This is a genomic window from Uliginosibacterium sp. sgz301328, from assembly GCF_041807905.1.
Lineage (GTDB): Bacteria > Pseudomonadota > Gammaproteobacteria > Burkholderiales > Rhodocyclaceae > JBGVSA01.
Genome location: NZ_JBGVSA010000027.1, coordinates 1 through 24,702 on the forward strand (window position 1 = coordinate 1; position 24,702 = coordinate 24,702).

16 protein-coding genes are annotated in these 24,702 nt (G+C 64.4%); 7 read left to right on the plus strand and 9 right to left on the minus strand.

Annotated features, from left to right (window positions below):
* The first annotated feature begins 617 nt into the window (after window positions 1–617).
* The 5 genes from ugpB to ACDA63_RS16935 all read left to right on the plus strand — a co-directional run bounded on the left by ugpB (window position 618) and on the right by ACDA63_RS16935 (window position 6,241).
* Window positions 618–1,928 (plus strand): sn-glycerol-3-phosphate ABC transporter substrate-binding protein UgpB, encoded by a 1,311-nt coding sequence (ugpB, locus tag ACDA63_RS16915; RefSeq protein WP_373664456.1) that lies wholly within the window; start codon window positions 618–620, stop codon window positions 1,926–1,928.
* 48 nt (window positions 1,929–1,976) lie between these two features.
* Entirely contained in the window at window positions 1,977–2,858 is an 882-nt protein-coding gene (gene ugpA / locus ACDA63_RS16920; RefSeq protein WP_373664457.1) for a sn-glycerol-3-phosphate ABC transporter permease UgpA, read from the plus strand.
* Complete coding sequence (gene ugpE / locus ACDA63_RS16925) at window positions 2,858–3,709, plus strand: sn-glycerol-3-phosphate ABC transporter permease UgpE (protein ID WP_373664458.1); 852 nt, start codon at window positions 2,858–2,860, stop codon at window positions 3,707–3,709. The genes ugpA and ugpE overlap by 1 nt, the downstream gene beginning before the upstream one ends.
* Window positions 3,710–3,742: 33 nt before the next feature.
* Window positions 3,743–4,813, plus strand: a complete 1,071-nt coding sequence (locus ACDA63_RS16930) for a sn-glycerol-3-phosphate import ATP-binding protein UgpC (RefSeq protein ID WP_373664459.1) — start codon at window positions 3,743–3,745, stop codon at window positions 4,811–4,813.
* 183 nt (window positions 4,814–4,996) lie between these two features.
* Window positions 4,997–6,241: a 6-phosphofructokinase gene (locus tag ACDA63_RS16935; protein WP_373664460.1), complete on the plus strand. Its 1,245-nt coding sequence runs from the start codon at window positions 4,997–4,999 to the stop codon at window positions 6,239–6,241.
* Window positions 6,242–6,283: 42 nt separating this feature from the next.
* Here ACDA63_RS16935 and ACDA63_RS16940 read toward each other — a convergent pair whose 3' ends face one another.
* The 5 genes from ACDA63_RS16940 to ACDA63_RS16960 all read right to left on the minus strand — a co-directional run bounded on the left by ACDA63_RS16940 (window position 6,284) and on the right by ACDA63_RS16960 (window position 12,603).
* Window positions 6,284–8,149 carry a DUF2264 domain-containing protein gene (locus tag ACDA63_RS16940; RefSeq protein ID WP_373664461.1) on the minus strand — a complete coding sequence of 622 codons (1,866 nt, stop codon included), beginning with the start codon at window positions 8,147–8,149 and terminating at the stop codon, window positions 6,284–6,286.
* Between the two features lie 143 nt (window positions 8,150–8,292).
* Window positions 8,293–9,588 carry an ABC transporter substrate-binding protein gene (locus tag ACDA63_RS16945; RefSeq protein WP_373664462.1) on the minus strand — a complete coding sequence of 432 codons (1,296 nt, stop codon included), beginning with the start codon at window positions 9,586–9,588 and terminating at the stop codon, window positions 8,293–8,295.
* A gap of 79 nt (window positions 9,589–9,667) precedes the next feature.
* Window positions 9,668–10,801 carry an ABC transporter ATP-binding protein gene (locus tag ACDA63_RS16950; protein WP_373664463.1) on the minus strand — a complete coding sequence of 378 codons (1,134 nt, stop codon included), beginning with the start codon at window positions 10,799–10,801 and terminating at the stop codon, window positions 9,668–9,670.
* Window positions 10,802–10,814: 13 nt separating this feature from the next.
* Window positions 10,815–11,714 carry a carbohydrate ABC transporter permease gene (locus ACDA63_RS16955; protein ID WP_373664464.1) on the minus strand — a complete coding sequence of 300 codons (900 nt, stop codon included), beginning with the start codon at window positions 11,712–11,714 and terminating at the stop codon, window positions 10,815–10,817.
* Window positions 11,707–12,603: a carbohydrate ABC transporter permease gene (locus ACDA63_RS16960; protein WP_373664465.1), complete on the minus strand. Its 897-nt coding sequence runs from the start codon at window positions 12,601–12,603 to the stop codon at window positions 11,707–11,709. The genes ACDA63_RS16955 and ACDA63_RS16960 overlap by 8 nt, the downstream gene beginning before the upstream one ends.
* A 268-nt stretch (window positions 12,604–12,871) precedes the next feature.
* On the opposite strand from ACDA63_RS16960, the gene ACDA63_RS16965 reads away from it, so the two are divergent.
* Complete coding sequence (locus tag ACDA63_RS16965; protein ID WP_373664466.1) at window positions 12,872–14,062, plus strand: glycoside hydrolase family 88 protein; 1,191 nt, start codon at window positions 12,872–12,874, stop codon at window positions 14,060–14,062.
* A gap of 123 nt (window positions 14,063–14,185) precedes the next feature.
* Window positions 14,186–15,232 (plus strand): LacI family DNA-binding transcriptional regulator, encoded by a 1,047-nt coding sequence (locus ACDA63_RS16970; RefSeq protein WP_373664467.1) that lies wholly within the window; start codon window positions 14,186–14,188, stop codon window positions 15,230–15,232.
* Between the two features lie 18 nt (window positions 15,233–15,250).
* Here the strand turns inward: ACDA63_RS16970 and ACDA63_RS16975 are convergent, their stop codons facing one another.
* From ACDA63_RS16975 to ACDA63_RS16990, 4 genes are read right to left on the minus strand one after another with little or no spacing between them, the layout of a single operon-like run.
* Window positions 15,251–16,690 (minus strand): efflux transporter outer membrane subunit, encoded by a 1,440-nt coding sequence (locus ACDA63_RS16975; protein ID WP_373664468.1) that lies wholly within the window; start codon window positions 16,688–16,690, stop codon window positions 15,251–15,253.
* A complete protein-coding gene (locus ACDA63_RS16980; RefSeq protein ID WP_373664469.1) occupies window positions 16,687–19,869 on the minus strand; it encodes a multidrug efflux RND transporter permease subunit in 3,183 nt (1,060 codons plus the stop codon). The genes ACDA63_RS16975 and ACDA63_RS16980 overlap by 4 nt, the downstream gene beginning before the upstream one ends.
* Window positions 19,796–22,951, minus strand: coding sequence for an MdtB/MuxB family multidrug efflux RND transporter permease subunit (locus tag ACDA63_RS16985; protein ID WP_373664470.1), 3,156 nt, complete (start codon window positions 22,949–22,951; stop codon window positions 19,796–19,798). Before ACDA63_RS16985 ends, ACDA63_RS16980 begins: the two co-directional genes overlap by 74 nt.
* 5 nt (window positions 22,952–22,956) lie before the next feature.
* Entirely contained in the window at window positions 22,957–24,495 is a 1,539-nt protein-coding gene (locus tag ACDA63_RS16990) for an MdtA/MuxA family multidrug efflux RND transporter periplasmic adaptor subunit (RefSeq protein WP_373664471.1), read from the minus strand.
* Window positions 24,496–24,702: the final 207 nt, after the last annotated feature.

Here is a 24,702-nt window from a genome sequence, read left to right on the forward strand (position 1 = left end):
GGCCCCTTTTGAGCCGCCGAGCAACGCAGGCAAGTCAGGTTGCGGCGAAGCCGTCGGCGAGGACTGTCTGAGGAGCGCAGCGACGAGTTCCGCACCCGCCTGACTTGACGAGTAGCGCAGGGGACCAGCCGCAGGCTGGCGGCGATGTAGGGGTCGCTTTCTTGGTGACTTCTTTGTCGATAACAAAGAAGTTACTCGCCCGCCGGGGCGAACTCCCGGCCAACGTAATCACGCAATCGAGGCCAAGTTCGCACAGCAAAGCTCAAAGCAAGAAAGGGCTTCTGTTGCTGCCCACACAGGTCATACATGGCGGATAACGCTTGGCTCTTCCGTCCTACCTCCCTACCGCGACGACCGCCCCTGCCGGTCTGGAGGTGACAAAGACGAACTCCCCGCCAGCGCACAAACAACGAACCAGGCAAGCAAGAAAGGGTTTTTGGAAAGAAAGGCGACACCTCGCCTCCCGTAAACCCTGATGCCCCCCTCACGCCACTTGCATTAACGTCAGCCCCGGCTCAGCCACATCCAGCCATCCGTGCTTCGCGGGTTGCCTTCGTCATGCCCGCGCAACAAACATGCTTCAGTGTGCTCGATTTACCCGGCCGGGGAGAGAGAACATGAACAAGTACTGCATGCGCGCCGCGCTTGCGGCGTTGGGTCTGGTGGCGGCGGGTGCCGCGCAGGCCGTGGTGGAAATCCAGTGGTGGCATTCGATGACCGGCGCGCTGGGCGACCGCGTCAATGCGCTCGCAACGCAATTCAACTCCAGCCAGCGCGACTATCGCGTGGTGCCCGTATTCAAGGGCGCCTATGACGAGTCGATGGCGGCGGCCATCGCCGCGTACCGCGCCGGCAACGCCCCGCACATCCTGCAGGTCTTCGAAGTCGGCACCGCCACCATGATGTCGGCCGGCAAGGCGATCAAGCCGGTGTACCAACTGATGAGCGAAGCCGGCGAGCCGTTCGACGCCAAGGCCTACGTGCCCGCGGTCGCCGGCTACTACACCGACCGCAACGGCAAGATGCTGTCGCTGCCGTTCAACAGTTCGACCACGGTCTTCTTCTACAACAAGGACGCCTTCCGCAAGGCGGGCCTCGATCCGGCCAAGCCGCCGGCAACGTGGACCGAGCTGACGTCGGCAGCGGCCAAGCTCAAGATCTCTGGCAGCACGTGTGCCTACACCACGGGCTGGCAATCGTGGGTGCAGCTCGAGAGCTTCTCGACCTGGCATAACGTACCGTTCGCCACGCAAGGCAATGGCCTCGATGGCTCCAACCCGCGCTTGATGTTCAATTCGCCGCTGCACGTGCGCCATATCGGCAACATGCAGAACTGGCTCAAGCAAGGGCTGTTCACGTATGCCGGCCGCAAGAACGAGCCGGAAGCCAAGTTCTACAGCGGCGAATGCGCCATGCTGACGTCTTCGTCCGCCGCGCTCGGCAACATCAAGCGCAACGCCAAGTTCGAGTTCGGCGTCGCCCCCCTGCCCTACTACCCGGATGTGCCGGGCGCACCGCAGAACACTGTCATCGGCGGCGCCAGCCTGTGGGTGATGGGCGGCAAGAGCGCGCCCGAATACAAGGGCGTGGCGAAGTTCTTCACCTTCCTGTCGCGGCCCGAAGTGCAGGCCGAATGGCACCAGCAGACCGGCTACCTGCCGCTCACGCTGGCGGCCTACGAGCTGACGCGCAAGAGCGGTTTCTATGAACAGAACCCAGGCACGGACGTGGCGGTCAAGCAGATGATCACGAAGACCACCACCAACTCGCGCGGCGTGCGCCTGGGCAACTTCGTGCAGATCCGTAACATCGTCGACGAAGAACTCGAATCGGTCTGGAACGGGCAGAAGACTGCGCAACAAGGTCTGGATGCCGCTGTACAGCGCGGCAATGCCGAATTGGACAAATTCTCTCGCGCAAACAAGTAATCACGACACACAGAGGGTGGGCAAGCAGTACGGCCCGCCCCTCTCCTGATGGAAAAACGCGTCCTCTTCCGCTCGCCCTGGCTCCCGTACGCACTGCTCGTACCGCAACTGGCGGTGACCGTGGTGTTCTTCTTCTGGCCGGCGGTGCAGGCACTGTATCAGTCGGTGCTGATCCAGGACACCTTCGGCGATTCGGTGCGCTTTGCCGGGCTGGTCAATTTCTCTGATCTCTTCAACGATCCGCTGTACCTCGCCTCGTTCGGCACGACGGCGGTGTTCTCTTCGCTCGTCACAGTGCTGGGGCTGAGCATTTCGCTGTTGCTGGCCACACTGTGCAACCGCGTCGCGCGCGGCGCTCAGGCGTATCAGACGCTGCTCATCCTGCCGTATGCCGTCGCGCCCGCCGTGGTCGGCGTGCTGTGGTCATTTCTGTTTGCGCCCGGCATGGGCGTGCTGGCGGTATGGCTGCGACGCGCCGGCGTGCATTGGGATCACCATCTCGACGCCACCGATGCGATGACGCTGGTGGTGCTGGCGGCGGTGTGGAAGCAGATCAGCTACAACTTCCTGTTCTTTCTTGCCGGCCTGCAGTCGATTCCGCGCTCGCTCATCGAGGCGGCGGCGATCGACGGCGCCGGTCCATGGAAGCGCTTTCGCGACATCGTCTTTCCGCTGCTGATGCCGACGACGTTCTTCCTGCTGGTGGTGAATCTCGTCTACGCCTTCTTCGATACTTTCGCCATCATCGATGCCACCACCAGCGGCGGCCCGGCGCAGGCGACGAAGATCCTGGTCTACAAGGCGTTCTACGACGGCTTCCGGGGTGGCGACGCGGGCTCGTCGGCCGCGCAGTCGGTGGTGCTGATGGTGATCGTCATCGCGCTCACCGTTGTGCAGTTCCGGTTCATCGAACGCAAGGTGCAGTACTGATGATCGAGAATCGTCCCTGGCTCACCGTGTTCAGCCACCTGATGCTCATCGTCGGCGTCGCAGTCGTCGCGTTGCCGCTGTGGGTAGCTTTTGCCGCGAGTACGCAAAGCGCGGACGAAGTCATGCGCGTGCCGATTTCGCTGCTGCCCGGTTCGCATTTCTTCGAGAACTACCGGCAGGTGCTCACGGCGGGCAGCGTCACCGCCGCCAAGTCGCCGGTCGGGCCGATGCTGTTCAATAGCCTGGTGATGGCGCTCGCCATCGCGTTGGGCAAGATCGCCATCTCGTTGCTGTCCGCTTTCGCGGTGGTGTACTTCCGCTTTCCGGGCCGGCAACTGTGCTTCTGGATGATCTTCGTCACGCTCATGCTGCCGGTGGAGGTGCGCATTTCGCCCACCTACGAGGTGATGGCGCGACTGCAACTGCTCGACACTTACGCAGGCCTCACGTTACCGCTGGTGGCGTCGGCCACGGCGACCTTTCTGTTCCGCCAGTTCTTCATGACGATTCCGGACGAGCTGGCCGAAGCGGCGCGCATCGATGGCGCCGGACCGCTACGATTCTTCCGCGACGTGGTGCTGCCGCTGTCGCGCACGAACATCGCTGCGCTGTTCGTGATCCTCTTCATCTACGGATGGAATCAATACCTGTGGCCGCTTCTCGTGACCACGCGCGAGGACATGTACACCGTTGTCATCGGCATCAAGCGGATGATTTCCGGCGCGGGCGATGCGGCCACCGACTGGAACCTCGTGATGGCGACCGCAATCCTCGCCATGCTGCCGCCGGCGGTGGTGGTGCTGGCGATGCAGCGGTGGTTCGTGAAGGGGCTGGTGGACACCGAAAAATGACGGCACGCCGCTGCCGACTCTGACCACGACGATATGGCGACTCTCGAATTCAGGCAGGTCCGCAAGGCCTACGGCGACAACGCCGTGATCCACGGCATCGACATGCACGTCCACGATGGCGAGTTCGTCGTCATCGTCGGGCCGTCGGGCTGCGGCAAGTCGAGCCTGTTGCGCATGGTCGCCGGGCTCGAAGCAATCACAGGCGGAGAGATTCTCATCGACGGCCACGTGGTGAACAGGCTCGAACCGAAGGATCGCGACATCGCCATGGTGTTCCAGAACTACGCGCTCTATCCGCACATGAGCGTGTTCGACAACATGGCCTACGGATTGAAGATCCGCGGCATGTCGCGCGAAGACATCCGCACGCGCGTGAGCGCAGCGGCGCACATCCTCGAGCTGGAATCGCTGCTCGCGCGCCGCCCGGCGCAGTTGTCGGGCGGGCAGCGCCAGCGGGTGGCGATGGGGCGCGCCATCGTGCGCGAGCCCAAGGCTTTCCTGTTCGATGAGCCGCTGTCGAATCTCGACGCCAAGCTGCGTGTGCAGATGCGGCTGGAAATCCAGAAGCTCCATCGCACGCTGGGCACGACCAGCCTGTTCGTCACGCACGATCAGGTCGAGGCGATGACGCTGGCCCACCGCATGGTGGTCATGAATGCCGGCCGCGTGGAACAGATTGGCACGCCGATGGAGGTATACCGCGAACCCGCGAGCACGTTTGTCGCCGCCTTCATCGGCTCGCCGCCGATGAACCTTATCCCCGGCCAGGTCAGCAACGATGGCGCGCACCTGGAGTGCGTCGACCTGCGCATCCCGCTCCCCACGCCGCGCCCGGACCTGGCCGGCCGGGCGCTCACGCTCGGCGTACGGCCGGAACACCTCGAACCTGCCGCCGATGGCTTGCCCGTCGACGTGCAACTGGTCGAACCCCTGGGTGGCGAACAACTGATCCATACGCGCTTCGGCAGCCATACCCTGGTCGTACGCGCTACGGACCCGGACGATGGCGCACCGGCCTTCGGCGAGCGCCTGCATCTGCGCCTGCCGCCCCATCGCCTGCACTGGTTCGATTCCACGACCGGCCTGCGGGTGGTCGGCGCATAGCCGCCGACGCCCGGGAAAGCCTGTACTGAAGGGCGATTCGGGCATTTCGTTGGCAACCGCTTGGCCTCGAACAATTGTCATCTGGCGGCAATGAGGTAATCATCCACACCCTTGAAGACGCAGGCCGCCGCCCGCCGGGCATACGACTTGCGATGTGGCCCCATTTATTGCCGAGAACAGCACATGCCAAGAAACGCGCTCTACGCCCAATCCGGTGGCGTCACCCCCGTCATCAACGCCTCCGCCAGCGGCGTCATCGAAGCGGCGCTCGCCCGCCCCGACGCCATCGGCAAGCTCTATCTGGCCCACCATGGGATCGTCGGCGCGCTCAACGAAGTGCTCATCGACGCCGCCAGCCTGACGCCGGCGCAGCGCGCAGCCCTGCCGGTGTCGCCCGGCGGCGCATTCGGCTCCTGCCGCCACAAGCTCAAGCGCGAAGAAGAATTCGACCGCCTGGTGGCGCTGTTTGCCGAATACGACATCGGTTACTTCTTCTACAACGGTGGCGGCGATTCGGCCGACACCTGCCTGAAAGTGTCGCAACTGGCACGCGAGCGTGGCCTCGATCTGGTGGCCGTGCATGTGCCCAAGACCATCGACAACGACCTGCCCGTCACCGACTGCTCGCCCGGCTTCGGCTCGGTCGCCAAGTACCTGGCGACGTCGATTCAGGAAACCGGCCTCGATGTCTCGGCCATGGCGCCGACTTCGACCAAGGTGTTCATCATGGAAGTGATGGGCCGCCACGCGGGCTGGCTGGCCGCAGCCGCCGGACTGGCCTCGCATGAGCGCCGCCTGCCGCCGCACATCATCCTGGTGCCGGAAATCGCCTTCGACACGGAGCGCTTTGTCGCCGACGTGCAGAAGATGGTGGCCGAGTATGGCTACTGCTCGATCGTGGCTTCCGAAGGCATCCACTACGCCGACGGCAAGTTCGTGGCCGACAGCGGCACGACCGATGCCTTCGGCCACGCGCAGCTCGGCGGTGTCGCCGTGGTGCTGGCCGATCTGGTCAAGAACAGAGCCGGCTTCAAGGTGCACTGGGCGGTGCCCGACTTCCTCCAACGCGCGGCGCGCCACCTGGCCTCGCAGGTCGACCTGGAACAAGCCGTGGCCGTGGGCCGCGAAGCGGTCGACCTGGCGCTGGCCGGCAAGGGCGGCGTAATGCCCGCCATCGTGCGCACTTCTTCCAGGCCCTACGCGTGGAAGATCGAGCCGGCGCCGCTGGAACAGGTCGCCAACACCGAAAAGAAGATGCCGCGCGAGTACCTGGACGAATCGGGCTATCGCCTGACCGAAGCCGGCCGCGAGTATTTCTTCCCGCTGATCCAGGGCGAAGCGCTGCCGCCGTTCATCAACGGCCTGCCGCTGATGGCCGATTGGCGCTTCGAGATGCTGCCCAAGCGCCTGCCGGCGTTCAAGGCATAAGAAAACGGGCGCCTCATCGGCGCCCGTTTTTTTGTGTAGCCCTCAGGCGTTCTGCCGCGTCATCGTGCCCACTGTCTTGCCGTGGGCGCGGATGATGGCTTCCAGCTCTTCGATGGAAGGCCGCGCGCAGGGTTTGAGCCACGCCTGTTGGGCGGCCGCCGGGTCGGCCAAGGCAAGGATCGCCGAGGCCAGCACCGTTTCGCCCGCCTCGATCCGCCCTGTCAGTTGCGGAACCGACGATCTTGCGCACATGAGGTTGGCGTTGGGCAGCGCATCCAGCAGGCGTCCCTTGCGCTCCACCGTCGAGGCCAGATCGCGGATACCGGAAAAGTCGCCCGGCATGCACAGGCTGGCAGCGCCCGCCACTTCTTCGACCTCGCCTCCCGGCCCGCCGTCGGGGCGCGGCAACGCGAAGCCGCCTTCGATGATCTGGCACGCCACTTTCGACTGGATGCGGTGCACGCGCAGGTGCCACGGGTACAGCACCAGCGACCAGGTCTCGACCGTGATGTCCGCATTGGCATTCCACCGCGCGTAGATCAGGTTGTCGGCGATCTTGACCTCTTCATTCCCTTCGCGCACATCAAAGTGCAGACCGTCGCGGCTGAACGCCAGCATGTTGTCGAAGCTGCCATGGTCGAACTGGCGGAAGTCGGTTTCGACGCTGAAGCCGTAGCGCGCGGAATACGCAAACTTGCTGTACTTCTCGGGGGCGATGCGCAGCCAGTGACGGTGGTCCTCCTGCCCGCCAGCCAGCGCGATGGCATCCCCCGGCGGATTGAACAGGACGAAGCCCGGCTGCACTTGCGTGGCAGTCTGCGCGCAAGGCGACAAAGGTTCTTCTTTCGCCGTCCAGAATGGATGGCCCTTCGGCAGCGCCATGAAAGCGAAGGCCTTGAAGGCCCAGTACGGCGAGCACGCTGAGTTATACGGTTCGCACATGTGCAGGTTCGGGTAGCCATAGCCGATCGACAGCACGCCGTCGCGATGCGCGATGGGCTGCTTCGACCACCAGCGCAGGTGGCGCAGCACGAGGCCCTTGATCTGGCCCCACGGCAGCGCCGGACAATCGGCGAACGCCAGCGCCGACCAGAATCCGCAGCAGGCAAAGCGATAGGTCAGGCTGCGACCGAACGGCAGCACGGCGCCGTCATCGGCGAACCAGTGGACGAACTGCTGCGCGAACGCTTTGGCCCGTTCCTGTATCTGCGCACGACGCGCGTCGTCGTGGCCGAGCCTGGCGTAGATGAGCCCGTAGAAGTGGATGGCGAAGGGAACGTAGTGATCGGCGTGCCGCACCGGCCCATCGCTGTACCAGCCGTCGGCCAGATACAGCGCGTCGAGCTTGTCGAGGTATCCCTCACGCAATTCGGGGTCGGGCGTCTCGCCGATGGCTTCCAGCCCGAGCCCGATCATCACGCGGAAGAACATCCAGTTGTTCTCGCCAAAGTACAAGCCGTACGCCGTGTTCAAAAAAGCGGCGATGTTCTTCTTCGCCGCTGCGGATTGCGGCGCCCACAGCACGTCCGGGATCAGCGCCAGCGCGAAGCCGATGGCGGCGAGTTCGACCAGCGGCTGCTGGCGATTCTGCGGCGTGCCCCAGTATTCCGGGCTCTGCGGATCGGTGCCGTTGGCGAGCCCGCGCCGGAAGAGCTCCCAGTCGACGAAGTCCGCACCGCCGCCGACCTGCAGCGGCACCAGTCCCCACAACGGCCGCGCGTAACCTTCCAGGTCGGCCGCGCTCCGGTCGAACGTGGCGCCGGCCATGTCGAGCCGCACGCGCGCGCCACCGGGCGAGTAGTACGGCATCAACGGCAGGTACAGGTCGCGGATGGCGCGGACGACGTCGTCGCGCGTCGTGAGCGGATTGCCGGCCATGGGATTGAAGGCAGGTGGCGAATAGTGCATGGGGACTCCCCGGAATATGCGGCGCAGGGTCTCGCTGGACGATGCATGGACGCGCGCCCCTGCCGGCAGGCAAGGGCGGCGAAGTGAGCTTTACTGCTGCCGGTGCAAACCAATGCGGTCCGCACCGGCGCAAATGGCGGTGCCTAGGCCTTGCCCGATGCGCGACGCAGCACGCGCGTGGAATCGTCCACCATCTTCTTGGCCGCGTCGGCCACATTCAGCTTGCCGTAGGCGAGCTGCTCGCCGATCGGACGCATGACGCCGACGTCGATCTCGATGGCGCCCGCGGGCGATGCCGGTGGGTACTTCATGACGATCGGCTGGATGGTGTTGATGAAGTCCACCGACATCTTTTCGTACTCGTTGAGTTGCTTGTAGACCTCGGCGCGCACCTTCACGTTGGGCGGAATGCCACGCTCGACTTCGAGCACCTTGCCGGCGTCCATGTCATTGACGAAGTAGTCGATGTACTTGGCAGCGGCTTCCGGGTTCTTTGCGTCCTTGCTGATGGCCAGGCTCAGCGCCGGGCGATAGAACAGACCCGAAGGCCCGTTGGGTTGCGTCACGGGCAGCGGAGCGATGCCGAGCTTCACGTCCGGCAGCAGCGAGTGGAAGGCGGTGAGCTGGCTGGAGAACAGCAGCGCGCACGAACAGTTGCGCGAGTTCATCTCGCTCGAATCGGGATTGAGCATGTTCTTGGCGGAAAGATCGCCCGGCGTGCAACCACCCGCCTTCAGCAGCTTGTCCCAGTAGGTGTAGAACTCGCGCACGTCGTCCACATTGAAGCCGAGCTGCTGGTCTTCGGTGAAGAAGTTCTTGCCGCGTTGCGCCAGCCATGCCACCAGGATGTAGTTGGCGCGTGCCAGGTACGGCGCGCCCCAGTAGCGGTTCTTGCCTGAAGCCTTGGTGATTTCCACCGCCTGCCGCGCGAATTCGTCCCACGTCAGCCCGTACTTGGGCTCGGGGATGCCGGCCTTGGCGTAGGCGGCCTTGTCGTAAATCATCGCGAAGGAGTTCAGGCCCAGCGCCATGCCGGCCATCTTGCCGTCGACCTTGCACAGGTCGAGCACGCCCTTGTCGAGGTCGGCCGTACGGATGACGCCCTTGGCGATGTAGTCATCCAGCGAGATCAGCGCGCGGCGCCGTGCATAGTCCGGCAGCGTGTTGGGTTCGAGCTGCACGATGTCCGGCATGTTGCCGCCGGCCATCGACGTGTTGAGCTTGGCCCAGTGATCGGCCGAAGCGCTGGAGGCCACGACGATACCCGGATGCGTCTTGTTGAAGAGCGCGTCGACCGCGTCGGTGCGCTTGACGCGATCCGGCGCGCCCCAATAGAACATGCGCATGTTGATGTCGGCGGCCCATGCGCTCAGCGGACTGCATAGCGCGCCCGCGCCCGTGAGCAAACCCATTTTCAGCACATCGCGTCGTGTGGTCATTTCAAGTCTCCTGCCCGTGAGCACTCCTGGTGTTGTGACACTCGTTACCTGCTGCTGCCTGCCGCGCCGAAGCCGCACATCAACCCGAAAGCACTTCGGCTGATGCCGGTGCCGCATCGTGCGCCGGATCGGTCTTGCGCCTTGGCAGGGTTCTTCCTTCTGCATCGAAGACATGGCACAGCGCCGGGTCGATGCCGATGGGGATCTGTTGGCCAGAATGGATGTTCTGCTGCCCTTCCAGCGACAGGGTCAGCGCCTGCCCGTCGGAGAGCTGGCCGTAGACGAACGCGTTGCCGCCGAGCTGTTCGACGTGATTGACCGTCATGTGCCCCAACGACACGCCGGCACTGCCCGCGACGATGTGCTCGGGACGCACGCCGATGGCCATGCCCGGCGCGCTGACGGCGGCTTCGACCGGCAACGTCACGGCCGTGCCTGCCAGGTTGAAGGTCGTCATGCCGGTGTTCGACTGGACGACCGAGACGTCGAGGAAATTCATCTTCGGGCTGCCGATGAAGCCGGCGACGAACTTGTTCTGCGGCGTGTTGTAGAGCTCCAGCGGCGAGCCGATCTGCTCGACCACGCCGGCGCGCAATACGACGATGCGGTCGGCCAGGGTCATCGCTTCGACCTGATCGTGTGTCACGTAGATCATCGTCGTGCCCAGCTCTTTATGGAGCGCGGCGATTTCGACGCGCATCTGCACGCGCAGTTCGGCGTCGAGGTTGGAGAGCGGTTCGTCGAAGAGGAATACGCGTGGCTCGCGCACGATGGCGCGGCCGATGGCCACGCGCTGCCGCTGCCCGCCCGAGAGCTGCTTGGGCTTGCGCTTGAGCAGCGGTTCGATCTGCAGGATCTTGGCCGCCTTGGCCACGCGCTGCTCGATCTCGGCCTTGGGCGCGCGCATGGTTTCCAGCCCGAAGGCGAGATTGCCGTACACCGTCATGTGCGGGTACAGCGCGTACGACTGGAACACCATGGCGATGCCGCGCTTGGCGGGCGGCACGTCGTTGACGCGTTCGTCGTCCAGGTAGATGTTGCCCGCCGATACGGTCTCCAGGCCGGCGATCATCCGCAGCAGCGTGGACTTGCCGCAGCCCGACGGGCCGACGAACACCACGAACTCACCGGGTTTGATGTCGAAACTGACGCCATGGATGATCTCCGTGGAGTCGAATCGCTTGAATACATTGTCCAGAACAAGCTTGGCCATCTTTACCTCTGAGTTATCGCTTCATACCCGTCGTCGCGATCCCTTCGATCAGCAGCCGCTGGAAGAACAGGAACACGAAGAACACCGGCAGCAGTGCCAGGCATGACATGGCGAACAGGCCGACCCAGTCCGATATGGCTGTCGAATCGACGAAGGAACGCAAGCCGAGTTGCACGGTGTACGACTTGGTTTCGTTCAGGAACACCAACGGGCCGAAGAAATCGCCCCAGCTCCAGATGAACGAGAAGATCGCGGCCGTGGCCAGCACCGGCGTCGACAAGGGCAGGATGATCCGGAAGTAGATGCGCCACGGTCCGCAGCCGTCCATGACAGCGGCTTCGTCCAGTTCGCGCGGAATCTGGCGGAAGAACTGCACCATCAGGAAGATGAAGAACGCGTCGCACGCAAAGAACTTGGGCACGATCAGCGGCAGGTAGGTGTCGATCCAGCCCATCTTCAGGAACATCACGTACTGCGGAATCAGCACGGCGTGCTGCGGCATCATCAGCGTGCCGAGCATGATGGCGAACCAGAAGTGCCGGCCGCGATAGTTCAGCCGGGTGAAGGCAAAAGCCGTCAGCGAGCACGACATCACGTTGCCGATGACGGTCAGCACCGCGATGATGAGCGAGTTCCAGGCGAAGGTGCCGAACGACACCTTCAGCGCGTTCCAGCCGGCGATGTAGTTTCGCGGGTTGAGCGTCTCGGGAATGATCGACAGATTGTTGTAGATCTCGCCGTTGGTGCGGAACGAACTGGCGAACATCCACAGCAGCGGATACAGCATGATGAAGGAGAGCGCGATCAGGACGGCGTGCAGCAGCGCGCTCCTGAAAAGACTGCTCTTCTGCACCTCGTCGTTTTCGCCCCGCATGGGCAATGCCGGGGTCGCGGCCACCGTTGCGTCAGTCATCGTAGTGCACCCACAGTTTCGACGTGGCGAATGCAATCGCGGTGAACACGGCGATGATGATGACGAGAATCACCGCCAGCGCCGACGCGTTGCCCATTCTCAGGAAGGCGAAGGCTTCCTGGTACAGATACAGCGTGTAGAACAGCGTGCTGTTCACCGGACCGCCCGTGCCATTGCTGACGATGAATGCGGGCGTGAATGCCTTGAAGGCGTCGATGGTCTGCATGACCACGTTGAAGAACATCACTGGCGTGAGCAGCGGCAGCGTGATGCGGAAGAATTGCCGCACGCGGCTCGCGCCATCGATGCTGGCCGCTTCGTACATGTCGCGCGGAATCTGGCGCAGCCCGGCGAGGAAGATGATCATCGGCGAGCCGAACTGCCACACGCTCAGGATGACCAGCGTGTGCAAGGCGTGATCGGGTGTGGAGATCCACCCGGGCCCCTCGTAGCCGAGGTAGCGCATCAGGTAGGTCATGATGCCGTCCGTGGAAAAGAACTGTTGCCACAGGATGGCGATGGCGACGCTGCCGCCGAGCAGCGAAGGCAGATAGAAGATCGCGCGGTAGAGCGTGAGCCCCTTGAGGCCCTTGTTGAGCGCCATAGCAACGGCCAGCGCCATCAAGAGCTTGAGCGGCACCGACATGGCCACGTACATGAAGGTAACGTGCAGCGATTCGCGGAATTTCGGGTCGTCCGTGGCGATCCGAACGTAGTTCTCCATCCCGACCCAGTACGGCGCGTTGACCAGGTCGTAGTCGGTGAACGACAGATAGATCGAGGCGATCGTCGGCCCGAACGTGAAAACGAAGAAGCCCACCAGCCATACCGCCAGCAGGCTGTATCCATTCAGTTCGTTGGACCACCTCCCCTTGCGGTTTGGGGCCATCGCAGACGCCACACCCATTCTTGCCCTCCTCCACCGCATCCCGCTTCTTCGGAACCACAGATAGAAGCCCGGTTTGTCTCGTGCATCTCCGCTGCCATGCACCACACGAATAAATGTGATTTATGGATTGATCAGCTTGTGTGATCGAGAGTCTAGTACGACTAGTGGAAAAGTCAACGAAACAGATTTATTTTTTCGTCGATTGAAATATTTTTCTTAACTGATAGAATTTTTCCTAGTGGGGGCATTCTCTTTCAGGAGCTGGGACATGATCGACACGAGGCAAATGGCATCCGACGGCTACTTCAACCGCACGTCTTCATCCCGCACGGTCGCGGCGCATCAGGAGGCGCTCGAACGATGCGTGGCGCGCCTCAAGGCCATGATGCCGGTCGTGGGTCTGCGCAATCCGAAGATGGGCAGGAGCGACAACTCCTGGGAGTACTGCGGCCCCTTCGATTGGGTGATCAGCTTTCAGGCCGGCCAGTACTGGCTGGCGGCGCAACTGAGCGGCGACCCGGCATTCGTCGTGGCCGCCCAGGCGCGCCGGCAGGCTTTCCGCCACATCCTCGCTACACCGCTCGCCTGCGATCACGACCTGGGATTCCAGTTCTCGCTCAGTTGCGTGGCGGACTGGAGGATGACCGGCAACGAGGCCGCGCGCGAACTCGCACTGAAAGCGGCGGATGTACTCAGCCGCCGCTTCGACGCCTCCGGCAATTACATCCGTGCCTGGAACCCGAAGCCCGGCAACCCTCAGGGTTCGCGTTTCACGGCCGGACGCATCATCGCCGACACGCTGCAGAACCTGGCGCTGCTGTACTGGGCGAGCATCGAAACAGGAACGGCCGCGTATCGCGAGATCGCCGATGCGCATGCAATGACTTCGATGCGCCACCTGGTCCGCGAAGACGGCAGCTCGTACCACACCTTCGTCTTCGATCCGGCCTCGGGCGAGCCGCGACAGGGCGAAACCCACCAGGGCCACGCCGATGAATCGTTCTGGTCGCGCGGGCAGGCCTGGATGATCCACGGCTTCGCGCAGAGCTACCTCTACACCGGCAACCCGCTCTACAAGCAGACAGCCGAACGTCTGGCCGCGAAGTTCGAACAGAGCATGGGGCAGGACAAGGTACCGGCGTGGGATTTCTATCTGCCGGCCGATGCCAAGCCGTGGCGCGACAGTTCGGCGGGCGCCATCACCGGCGCCGGCCTGTACATCCTCGCCTCGGTGAGCGCCGACGAAGATCGCCGCCGCTGGACCGCCTTCGCCGACCGCCTGCTCGACGGCCTGCTGGAAACCTGTGACCTGACGCGCGACCCGAAGGCGCAGGGCATGCTCGCGCACGGCGCCGCGCACGTGCGGTCCGGCGTGCACGACAACATGCTGCCTTACGGCGACTACTACTTCATGGAAGCGCTGATGCGCTCGCAGGGGCACACACAGTTCTTCTGGTAACGGGATGCACTGGATGCCGTCGGTGACGGCATCCCCCGGCGCGCGTTTTTGATAAACCGATCAGCTTGAGGAAGAATAGCCGTCTGCTTTTGGGCACATCGAAAGAGGACAGAGAGACAGTGAATGGCGAGCTCACCCAGTAAACCGGCCGAAACCCTGAGGTTGCGACACATCGCGCAAGCGACAGGCTTGTCGATCGGCACCATCTCGAAGGTGCTGAACGGCCGCGAAGGGGTCAGCGAAGAGAATCGCGAAAAGGTCCGCCAGGCGGTGAGCGAGCTGGGCTTCACGCGCTGGCCGACGATGAAGCCGGCTGAGAACCTCGTCCGCTCGATCACCGTCATCACATACAGCGTCGGCACCTACGGCGGTACGTTCTACGAGAACGTCGTCAAATCGATGATCGAAACCGGCCGTCGGCGCGGGATCACCATCGAGGTCAACATGCTGATGTTGCCCCTCGGGCAAACGGATATCTCGGACATGCACCTGTTCCAGAACGGCGTGCCCGAAGCGCTGATCCTGCTCGGCGTCGACCAGCGCCCGGTGCTCGACCGCGTGGCCGCGCTCGGCTGCCCGACGATCCTCGTCAACGGCATCGATCCGATGATGCGTTTCGACAGCATCTGCCCCGACTACTACCTCGGTGGCTATCTGGCCACGCAACACCTGCTCGACCTGGGACATCGCGACATCGTGCACGTCGGCACCAAGCGGCGCCTGACGCTGGACCTGCGCCGCCAGGGATTCGTCGCCGCACTCGCGCACGCGGGCATCCAGTACGATCCGGAACGCCACTACGTCAACATCGGCTCGCAGGTGTTCGCCACGCTCGACGACAGCATCCTCGATTCGCAGATCGACGCCTCCGGCAAGCTCAGGAGCACGGCCTTCTTCGCCGTCGCTGACGAGGTCGCCATCAACGTGATGCAGAAACTCACCGTGCGGGGCTTTTCGGTGCCGGGCGATGCATCCGTCATCGGTTTCGATGATCTGTCGGTCAGCGCCTACTGCATCCCGGCCCTGACCACTCTGCATTCCGACCTCACGCTGCTCGGGCAATTGGCCGTGGACTCGCTGATCGACCGCGCCGCCAATCCGCAGAAGCATATCTCGCGCATCTCCATCGGCACCTCGCTGGTGCTGCGCGACTCCACCGCCTCCGTGTAGCAGCGACAACAGGGCCTATCAGTTGCCCTTGGCGCTGCCCAGTTGCTGCAACTCCTGCGGCAGCCCGCCCCAACCGCCGCCCAGCGCCTTGATGAGCGTAATGCTGGCCGTGTACTGCCGCCCCAGTAGCTGGTAGGCCGCGCGCTCGTTGCTGTTGGTGGCGGCCTGCGCCACCACCACGTTCACGTAGGTGATCATGCCGGCGCGATACTGGTTGAGCGTGATGCGCTCGGCCTCGCGCGCGGCGGCCACGGCGCGTTGCTGGACCTGGTATTCCTGCGCGTAGATGCGCAGCGCGGCGAGATTGTCCTCGACCTCCTGCAAGCCGCCCAGCACCGTCTGCCGATACTGGGCCACCGATGCGTCGTAGGCCGCCCGCGCCTGATCCACGCGAGCGCTGCGCGCGCCACCATCGATCAGCGTCTCGGCCAGCGCGCCGCCAATGGCCCACACGCGGTTGGGCAGGCTGATCCAGTTGGCCAGTTCGCTGCCGACGAAACCGCCCGTCGCACTGAGCGTGAGCTTGGGGTAGTACGCCGCCTGCGCCACGCCGATCTGCGCGTTGGCGGCAGCCACTTTGCGCTCGGCCGCTGCGATGTCGGGACGACGTTCGAGCAGTTGCGACGGAAGTTGCGCCGGAATCGCGGGCAGCTTCACGACCAGCGGCGCGCGGGCGAGCGAAAAATTGGCGGGCGCCTTGCCGATGAGAATGGCGATGGCATGCTCGTACTGCGTGCGCGACACGTCGAGATCGATCAGGCTGGCGCGCGCCGACTCCAGTTGCGTCTGCGCCTGTGCGACGTCGGCCGAACTCACGATACCGGCGGCACGCTGGTTCTGCGTCAGTTGCAGCGAACGCTCATACCCTTCGACGGTGTTCGTCTGCAGCGTGCGGAATTCGTCCGTCACGCGTAGCTGGAAATACGTCTGGACGAGCTGAGCCTCGGCGGCGAGGCGTACCGAAGCAAGCGTCCCGGCATTCGATTGCGCCGTGGCGTCGCTCGATTCCACGCTGCGCGCAACCTGCCCCCACAGGTCAGGCACCCAGCTCGCGTCGAGCACGCTGAGCTTGTCGCTGTTGCCGAGGGATGCGGCCTTGCTGCTGCTCCCCGTCGTCCGCGAGCGTTGCATCGAGCCATCGATGGCCACTGTCGGTGAGTAGGCCGATTCGGCCGAAGCCACCGCCGCCTGCGCCTGCCGGTATTGCGCCAGCGCGACCGCGACATTCTGATTGGCCGGCGCGACCTGTGCGGCAAGTCCGTTCAGCACGGGGTCGCCATAGACCTCCCACCACGCGCCGCGCGGTGCCGTATCGCTGGGTTCGGCAAGCTTCCAGTTGGGGTCTTCCTTGTAGCTGGCCGATATCGGTGCGTCGGGCCTCACATAGTCGGGGCCGACGGTGCATGCCGACAGCAGCGCGGCAATCAAGGGAATCGAAATACGCAGTGTTGGAGTCATACGGGCGAGTCCGAAACGCGCTGTCTGGTGCGCGTGCGTTGCCAGGCGCGACCGCACCACAGGCGGAAGCGGTCGAGATAGAGATAGACCACCGGCGTGGTGTAGAGCGTGAGCAATTGCGAGAGCATCAGGCCACCGATGATGGCGATGCCCAGCGGGCGGCGCAGCTCGGCGCCGTCGCCGGCACCGATGGCCAGCGGCACTGCGCCGAAGACGGCGGCCAGCGTCGTCATCATGATCGGGCGGAAGCGCAGCGAGCAGGCCTTGAGGATTGCCGAGCGCGAATCGAGCCCTTCGCGGCGTTCGGCGTCGAGCGCGAAGTCGATCATCATGATGGCGTTCTTCTTGACGATGCCGATCAGCAGCAGCACACCGATGAGCGCGATGATGGAGAACTCGGTCTTGAACAGCAGCAACGCCAGCAAGGCGCCGACGCCCGCCGACGGTAGCGTCGAGATGATGGTGAGCGGGTGGACGTAGCTCTCGTACAAAATGCCCAGCACGATGTAGACCGCGAGCACGGCAGCGAGGATCAACCACGGCAGGCTCGCCAGCGTGGCCTGGAATGCCTTGGCCGTGCCCTGGAAGCTGCCGTGGATGGTGCTGGGCACGCCGATCTTGGCCAGCGCGTCTGTCACCGCCGCCTGCGCCTGCGACAGCGACACGCCATCCGGCAGATTGAATGAAATCGTCGATGCGGCGAAGCCGCCCTGGTGATTCACGCCGAGCGAAGTGTAGGTCGGCGTGTAGCGCGCGAAGGCCGAGAACGGCACCACCTCATCGCGCGAGTTGACCACGAAGAGCTGGTCCAGCGCCTCCGGCCCCTGGCGGAAATTCTTGTCGACCTCCATCACCACGCGGTACTGGTTGAGCGGCCGGTAGATGGTCGATACCTGACGCTGACCGTAGGCGTTGTTGAGTGCGGCATCGACCGCGCGCGTGGTCAGGCCCAGCCGCGACATCGCGTCGCGATCGAGCGTGATGGTCGTCTGCAGGCCTTTCTCCTGCTGGTCGGTATTCACGTCTTCGAGCTGCGGCAGGTTGGAGAGCGCGACGCGGATCTTCGGCTCCCAGTCGCGCAACTGCGCCAGGTCGTCGGCCTGCAGCGTGAATTGATACTGTGCGTTGGCCTGCCGGCCGCCGATGCGAATGTCCTGCACAGCCTGCAGGAAAAGCTTGGCGCCCGGCTCCCGGTCGAGCTTCACGCGCAGACGATCGATGACCTGCTGTGCGCTCTCGCCGCGTTCGGCAAGCGGCTTCAACTGAATGAACATCTGACCGCTATTGGTGCGGCTGCCGCCGGTGAAGCCGGTCACGCTATCCACGGCCGGGTCGGCCTGGATGATCTTCATGAAGTCCGCCAGCTTCACGCGCATGGCCTGGAACGAAATGCTCTGGTCGCCCTGGATCGAGCCGTTGACGCGGCCGGTATCCTGCTGCGGGAAGAAACCCTTCGGCACGATGGCGTACAGATACACGTTGAGGCACACGGTGGCGATCAGCACGGCCAGCGTGATGAAGCTGTGCTTCATGGTCCACGCCAGCGAACGCTGGTAGCCCGATTGCAGCGCAGTGAACGCGCGCTCGCTCCATGCGTGCCAGCGCGAAGGCTTCGCGTCCGGCACCGGGGCGCGCAGCAGGCGGGCGCACATCATCGGCGTGGTGGTGAGCGAAATCGCCAGCGAAATGAGGATGGCCACCGACAACGTGATGGCGAATTCGCGGAACAAGCGCCCGACAATCCCCCCCATCAACAGGATCGGAATGAACACCGCGATCAACGACAGACTCATCGACAGCACGGTGAAGCCCACTTCGCGCGCGCCTCGCAAGGCCGCCTGGAATGGTGAGATGCCTTCTTCGATGTGGCGCGAGGCGTTTTCCAGCACCACGATGGCGTCGTCCACGACGAAGCCGGTCGCGATCGCCAGCGCCATCAGAGACAGGTTGTTGAGCGAGAAGCCGCACAAGTACATCGCGGCGAAGCTGCCCACCAGCGACACCGGCACCGCCACTGCCGGGATCAGCGTCGCGCGCGCATTGCGCAGGAAAACGAACACCACCGCGATCACCAGCAACACTGCGATCACCAGGGAGCGCTCCACCTCGTGCAGCGAGGCGCGGATGGTGGGCGAGCGATCCATCGCCACCTGCAGGTTCATCGACGCGGGAATCTCGCCTTCGAGGCGCGGCATCAACGCCTTGACGCGATCGACCGTCTCGATGATGTTGGCACCCGGCTCACGATAGAGCACCAGCAGCACCGAAGGCTTGCCGTTGGCCGAGCCGGCATTGCGCTCGTCCTGCGTGCCTTCGCTCACGCGCCCCACGTCGGACAGGCGCACCGCCGCACCGTTGCGGTAGGCGACGATCAGCGGCTGGTAGTCGGCGGCGGCGGAAGCCTGGTCGTTGGCGTAGATCTGCCAGCGACGGCCGTCGGCTTCGAGCGCGCCCTTGGGCCGGTTGGAATTGCTGTTGGCAATGGCCGTGCGCACATCCTCGGTCGACACGCCGTAACGTGCCAACTGCTGCGGGTTGAGATCCACCCGCACGGCCGGCAATGCGCTGCCCGACACACTCACGTCACCAATGCCGTCGACGTGCAGCAACTCTTGCGCAAGGAAGGTCGACGCGCGGTCGTACAACTGCCCTTGCGTGGCCGAGTCGGACGTCAGCGCCAGGATCATGATGGGCGCATCGGCAGGGTTCACCTTCCGGTACGTCGGATTGCGCGGCATGGTCGGCAGGTTGGCGCGCGCGGCGTTGATGGCGGCCTGCACGTCGCGCGCCGCGCCATTGATGTCGCGCGACAGATCGAACTGCAACACGATGCGGGCCGAGCCCAGCGCGCTGGTCGAGGTCATTTCCGTCACGCCGGCGATGCGGCCCAGCGTGCGTTCCAGCGGCGTGGCCACGGTAGCCGCCATCGTCTCGGGGCTGGCCCCCGGCAGCGAGGCGTTCACCGAGATGGTGGGAAAGTCCACCTGCGGCAACGGCGACACCGGCAGCAACGCAAAACCTGCTATGCCGGCCAGCACGATGCCCAGCGTGAGCAGCGTGGTGGCGACGGGGCGATGGATGAAGAGCGCCGAAAGGTTCATCGCGTCAGGCCAGTTGCGCGCCCGGCTGGGCTGGCGCGCTGCGGCGACGACGCCAGTGCGCCAGCCGATCGAACGCAAGGTAGATCACAGGCGTGGTGAACAGCGTCAGCACCTGGCTGAAGATCAAGCCGCCGACCATGGTGATGCCGAGCGGATGACGCAGTTCGGACCCCATGCCGGTGCCGATCATCAGGGGCAGTGCGCCCAACAGGGCCGCCATGGTGGTCATGAGAATCGGACGGAAGCGCAGCAGGCACGCCTGGTAGATCGCCTCGCGCGGGGTCTTGCCTTCTTCGCGTTCGGCTTCGAGCGCGAAGTCGATCATCATGATGGCGTTCTTCTTGACGATGCCGATCAGCAGGATGATGCCGATGATGGCGATCACCGACAGCTCGGAGCGCGCCATCATCAAGGCGAGCAGCGCGCCGACGCCGGCCGAAGGCAGCGTCGACAGGATGGTGATCGGATGGATATAGCTCTCGTAGAGCACGCCGAGCACGATGTACATCGTGACGATGGCGGCGAGGATCAACCACAGCTCGTTGGAGAGCGAAGCCTGGAACGCCAGCGCCGCGCCCTGGAAGCTGGTCTTGATCGCCACCGGCAGGCCCAGTTCCTGCTCGGCCTGGCGGATCGCCGCGACCGCTTCGCCAAGCGATGCGCCGGGCGCGACGTTGAACGACACGGTAGCCGCCGGCAATTGGCCGATGTGGTTGATGACGAGCGGACCGGTGCGCTCCACGACGTGCGCCACGGCAGACAGCGGAACCTGCACGGTGCTGCTGCGCGAATTGTTCACCTGCCCGTTGGCGAGCGTTGCCGGCTGCACCACCGAGCCCGGCACGTACAGCTCGTTGAGCGCGGCCATGCCTTTCTGGAACTCCGGCGCGACTTCGAGCACCACGCGGTACTGGTTCGATTGCGTGAAGATGGTCGACACCATGCGCTGGCCGAAGGCGTTGTAGAGCGCGTTGTCGATGGCGGCGACGGACACGCCCAGGCGCGCGGCGGCATCGCGGTCGATGTTGATGTAAGCCTGCAGGCCGCCGTTCTGCAGATCGCTCGTCACGTCATGCAGCGATGGCAGTGTTTGCAAGCGCTCGACCAGGCGCGGCGTCCACTCATTGAGTACGTCCGGGTCGGCCGTCTGCAAAGTGAATTGATATTGCGTGCGGCTGACGCGGTCTTCGATGGTCAGGTCCTGCACCGGTTGCAGGTAAAGCGACATGCCGGGCAGCTTCTGCGCACTCGCCTGGATGCGCTTGGCGATTTCGTCGGCGCGCGCGCTGCGCTCCGACAGGGGCTTGAGGTTGATGAGCAGTCGCCCGCTGTTGAGTGCCGAGTTGCTGCCATCGGCACCGATGAACGATGACAGGCTTTCCACGTCCGGGTCTTTCAGCACCAGCGCGGCCAGCGCCTGCTGACGTTCGGCCATGGCGTCGAACGATACCGACTGCGGCGCATCGACGATGCCCTGGATGACGCCCGTATCCTGCACCGGGAAGAAACCCTTCGGCACCCACACATAGAGCAGCACCGTCAGCACCAGCGTGCCGACGGCCACCAGCAGCGTGAGCGGTTGATGGTCGAGCACCCATTGCAGCATGCGTCCATAACGCGCGATGACGGCATCGAAGAATCGACCGCTGGCGTGATAGAAGCGCCCCTGCTTTTCTTCGGGCACGTGGCGCAGCAGGCGCGCGCACATCATGGGCGTGAGCGTGAGCGACACCACGGCGGAAATCAGGATCGACACCGCCAGCGTGATGGCGAATTCGCGGAACAGGCGGCCAACCACGTCGCCCATGAACAGCAGCGGAATGAGCACGGCGATGAGCGAAATGGTCAACGAGATGATCGTAAAGCCGATCTGCTTCGAACCCTTCAGCGCCGCCTGCAGGGGCGTATCGCCATCTTCGAGATAGCGGGCGACGTTTTCGATCATGACGATCGCATCGTCCACCACGAAACCGGTGGCAATGGTCAGCGCCATGAGCGTCAGGTTGTTGACCGAAAAACCCGTCAGGTACATCACGCCAAACGTGCCGATCAGCGACAGCGGCACCGCCACCGCCGGGATGACCGTTGCGGCGAGGTTGCGCAGGAAGAGGAAGATCACCATCACCACCAATGCGATGGCGAGCGCCAGTTCGAATCCCACGTCTTCGATCGAAGCGCGGATGGTGGTGGTGCGATCGGTCAGCACGGTCACGTCGACCGATGACGGCAGCGCGTCGCGCAATTGCGGCAGCAGTTCTTTGATGCGGTCGACGGTCTGGATGACGTTGGCGCCCGGCTGGCGCTGCACGTTGAGGATGATGCCCGGCGTCTTGTCGGCCCACGCGGCGAGCCGCGTGTTCTCGGCCGACTCGACGACGCTGGCGACGTCCGACAGGCGGATGGCCGCACCGTTGCGATAGGCGAGCACGAGGCTGTTGTATTCGGACGCTTCGCGCAACTGGTCGTTGGCGTCGATGGCCGACGAGCGCTGTGGGCCATCGAAGTTGCCCTTGGCAGCCTTGGCGTTGGCGTTGGTGATGGCGGTGCGCACATCTTCCAGCGACAGGCTGGCCGAGGCCAGCGCGCGCGGATTCACCTGCACGCGCACAGCCGGACGCTGTCCGCCTGACAAAGTAACGAGGCCGACCCCCGGCACCTGCGAGATCTTCTGCGCGATGCGGGTATCGACCATGTCCTCCACGCGCGGCAAGGGCATGGTGCGCGAGGTGATCGCCAGCGCCATGATCGGCGCGTCGGCGGGATTGACCTTGCTGTAGATCGGCGGACTGGGCAGATCGGTGGGTAGCAGGTTGCCGCCCGCGTTGATGGCGGCCTGCACCTCTTGCTCGGCAACGTCGAGCGAGAGGTCGAGATCGAATTGCAGGGTGATGACCGACGCGCCCGCCGAATTCTGCGAGGACATCTGCACCAGTCCCGGCATCTGGCCGAACTGGCGCTCCAGCGGCGCGGTGATGGTCGACGTGATGACGTCGGGGCTCGCACCCGGGTACAGCGTGGTGACCTGGATGGTCGGATAGTCGACTTCAGGCAGGGCCGAGATCGGCAGTACCTTCAGTGCGACCAGACCGGCGAGCAGGATCGCCAGCATCAGCAGCGAGGTCGCTACCGGCCGCTCGATGAATGGGCGCGACGGGTTCATGCCGCTCACCGTGTCGCGCTGGCTTGGGGTGCGCTGGCGGCGCCGTGGTCGGCGCGCCATTTGGCGCGCTGCTCGTCGGACGGAGGCGTGCCGTCATCATTGCGCGCCCAGCCGCCCTTGCGCGCTTCGGCGGGTGGAGGCGCATCGCCCTGCGTGACATTTGCTTCCGCTGCGGCCGGCTTGCGCGGCTCGGCATCCGCCGGCCTGGCGCGGGCGGCTTTGCCGTCGTTGGCGGCGGGGTCTGCCGCAGCCGGCGCGCTGGCGTTGCCAGCGTCATGTTGACGGCGGCCCTTGCGCGCTTTCGGCGTGAGCAGCGCGGTGGCGTCGGCGACCTCGACTTTCACGCCTTCGCGCAGTTGGTCGATGCCATCGGTGACGACAACGTCGCCCGGCGCCAGCCCTTTTTCGATGGCAACGCGATCGTTCTCGACGGGGCCGAGCGTGACACGACGCAGCGTCACGGTACTGTCCGGCTGGACCAGATACACGAATGCACCGTCCCGCCCACGCTGCACGGCTGCGGAAGGCGCAAGCGTGACGTCCTTGCGCGTCTCCGCCAGCAGCTTCACGTTGACGAACTGGTTGGGGAACAGGCCGAAGTCGGCGTTGGGGAATTGAGCCTTGAGCTTGACCGTGCCGGTCGTGGTGTCGATCTGGTTGTCGAACGAGGCCACCCGCCCCTCGGCGAGCATGTTCTTCTGCTCGCGGTCCCATGCCTGCACAGGCAGGCGGGCCCCCGACAGGAGCGGCTTCATGACGGTGGGCAACTGCGTTTCGGGCAGCGTGAAGAGCACGTTGATCGGCTGCACTTGATTGACCGTGATGATGCCGGTCGTGTCGGAAGCGCGCACCACGTTGCCCGGATCGACCACGCGCAGGCCAAGCCGGCCGCCGACCGGCGCCACGACCTTGCTGTAGGTGAGTTGCAGGCGGGCGCTGTCGACCGCGGCCTGATCGGCCTTGATGGTGCCCTGGTACTGGCGCACCAACGCTTCCTGTGTTTCTACCTGTTGCGGAGCGATGGACTCCTGCTCCAGCAGTGTTTTGTAGCGAACGAGATTGAGCTGCGCGTTCTGCAGTTGCGCGTTGTCGCGTGCCAGTTGCCCCTGCGCCTGTTCGAGCTGGACCTGGAAGGGGCGTGGATCGATCTCGGCGATGAGTTGCCCGGCCTTGATGATGTCGCCTTCCTTCACCGCCATGCGCATCAGCTGGCCGTCGACGCGCGGCCGCACGATCACCGAGTTGGGCGAAGTGACCGTGCCGAGCGCGCTGAAGTAGACATGCAGGTCGCCCTTGGTAACCGGCACGGCCTGTACAGGAATGGTGCGCTTGGCATTGCCGCCCGCGCCGCCACGCCCGCTGTTGCCCGACTTGGTGGCGGCCGTCGTGGCAGCCGCGCCGGCATGCGAGCGTTGCCACGTCCATGCTCCCCCGGCGGCGAGACAGACGATCAGGGCTGCCGCGATCCATGGCCAGCGCCGTCGACGCGGCACCTCATCGTTGACCACCATGACGGGTGTGGAAGCGGGGTCGCGCTCGGCCATGAAAATATCCTCGGGTACAAATGCAAAGCGCCTTCCCGTGCGGGTTTGCGCTGAATTGTGGCGGATCGTAGCACCGCCCCGGGAGGGCCCTTTTGCGCATGCCATTACGGTTGTTACGAGGTGTGTCAGTCGGCGTAAAGACCGAAGCCAGGCGCTTCGTCATTGCCGCAGGGGGTGTCCTCCCCGATAATGCTCGGCGATCGTGAT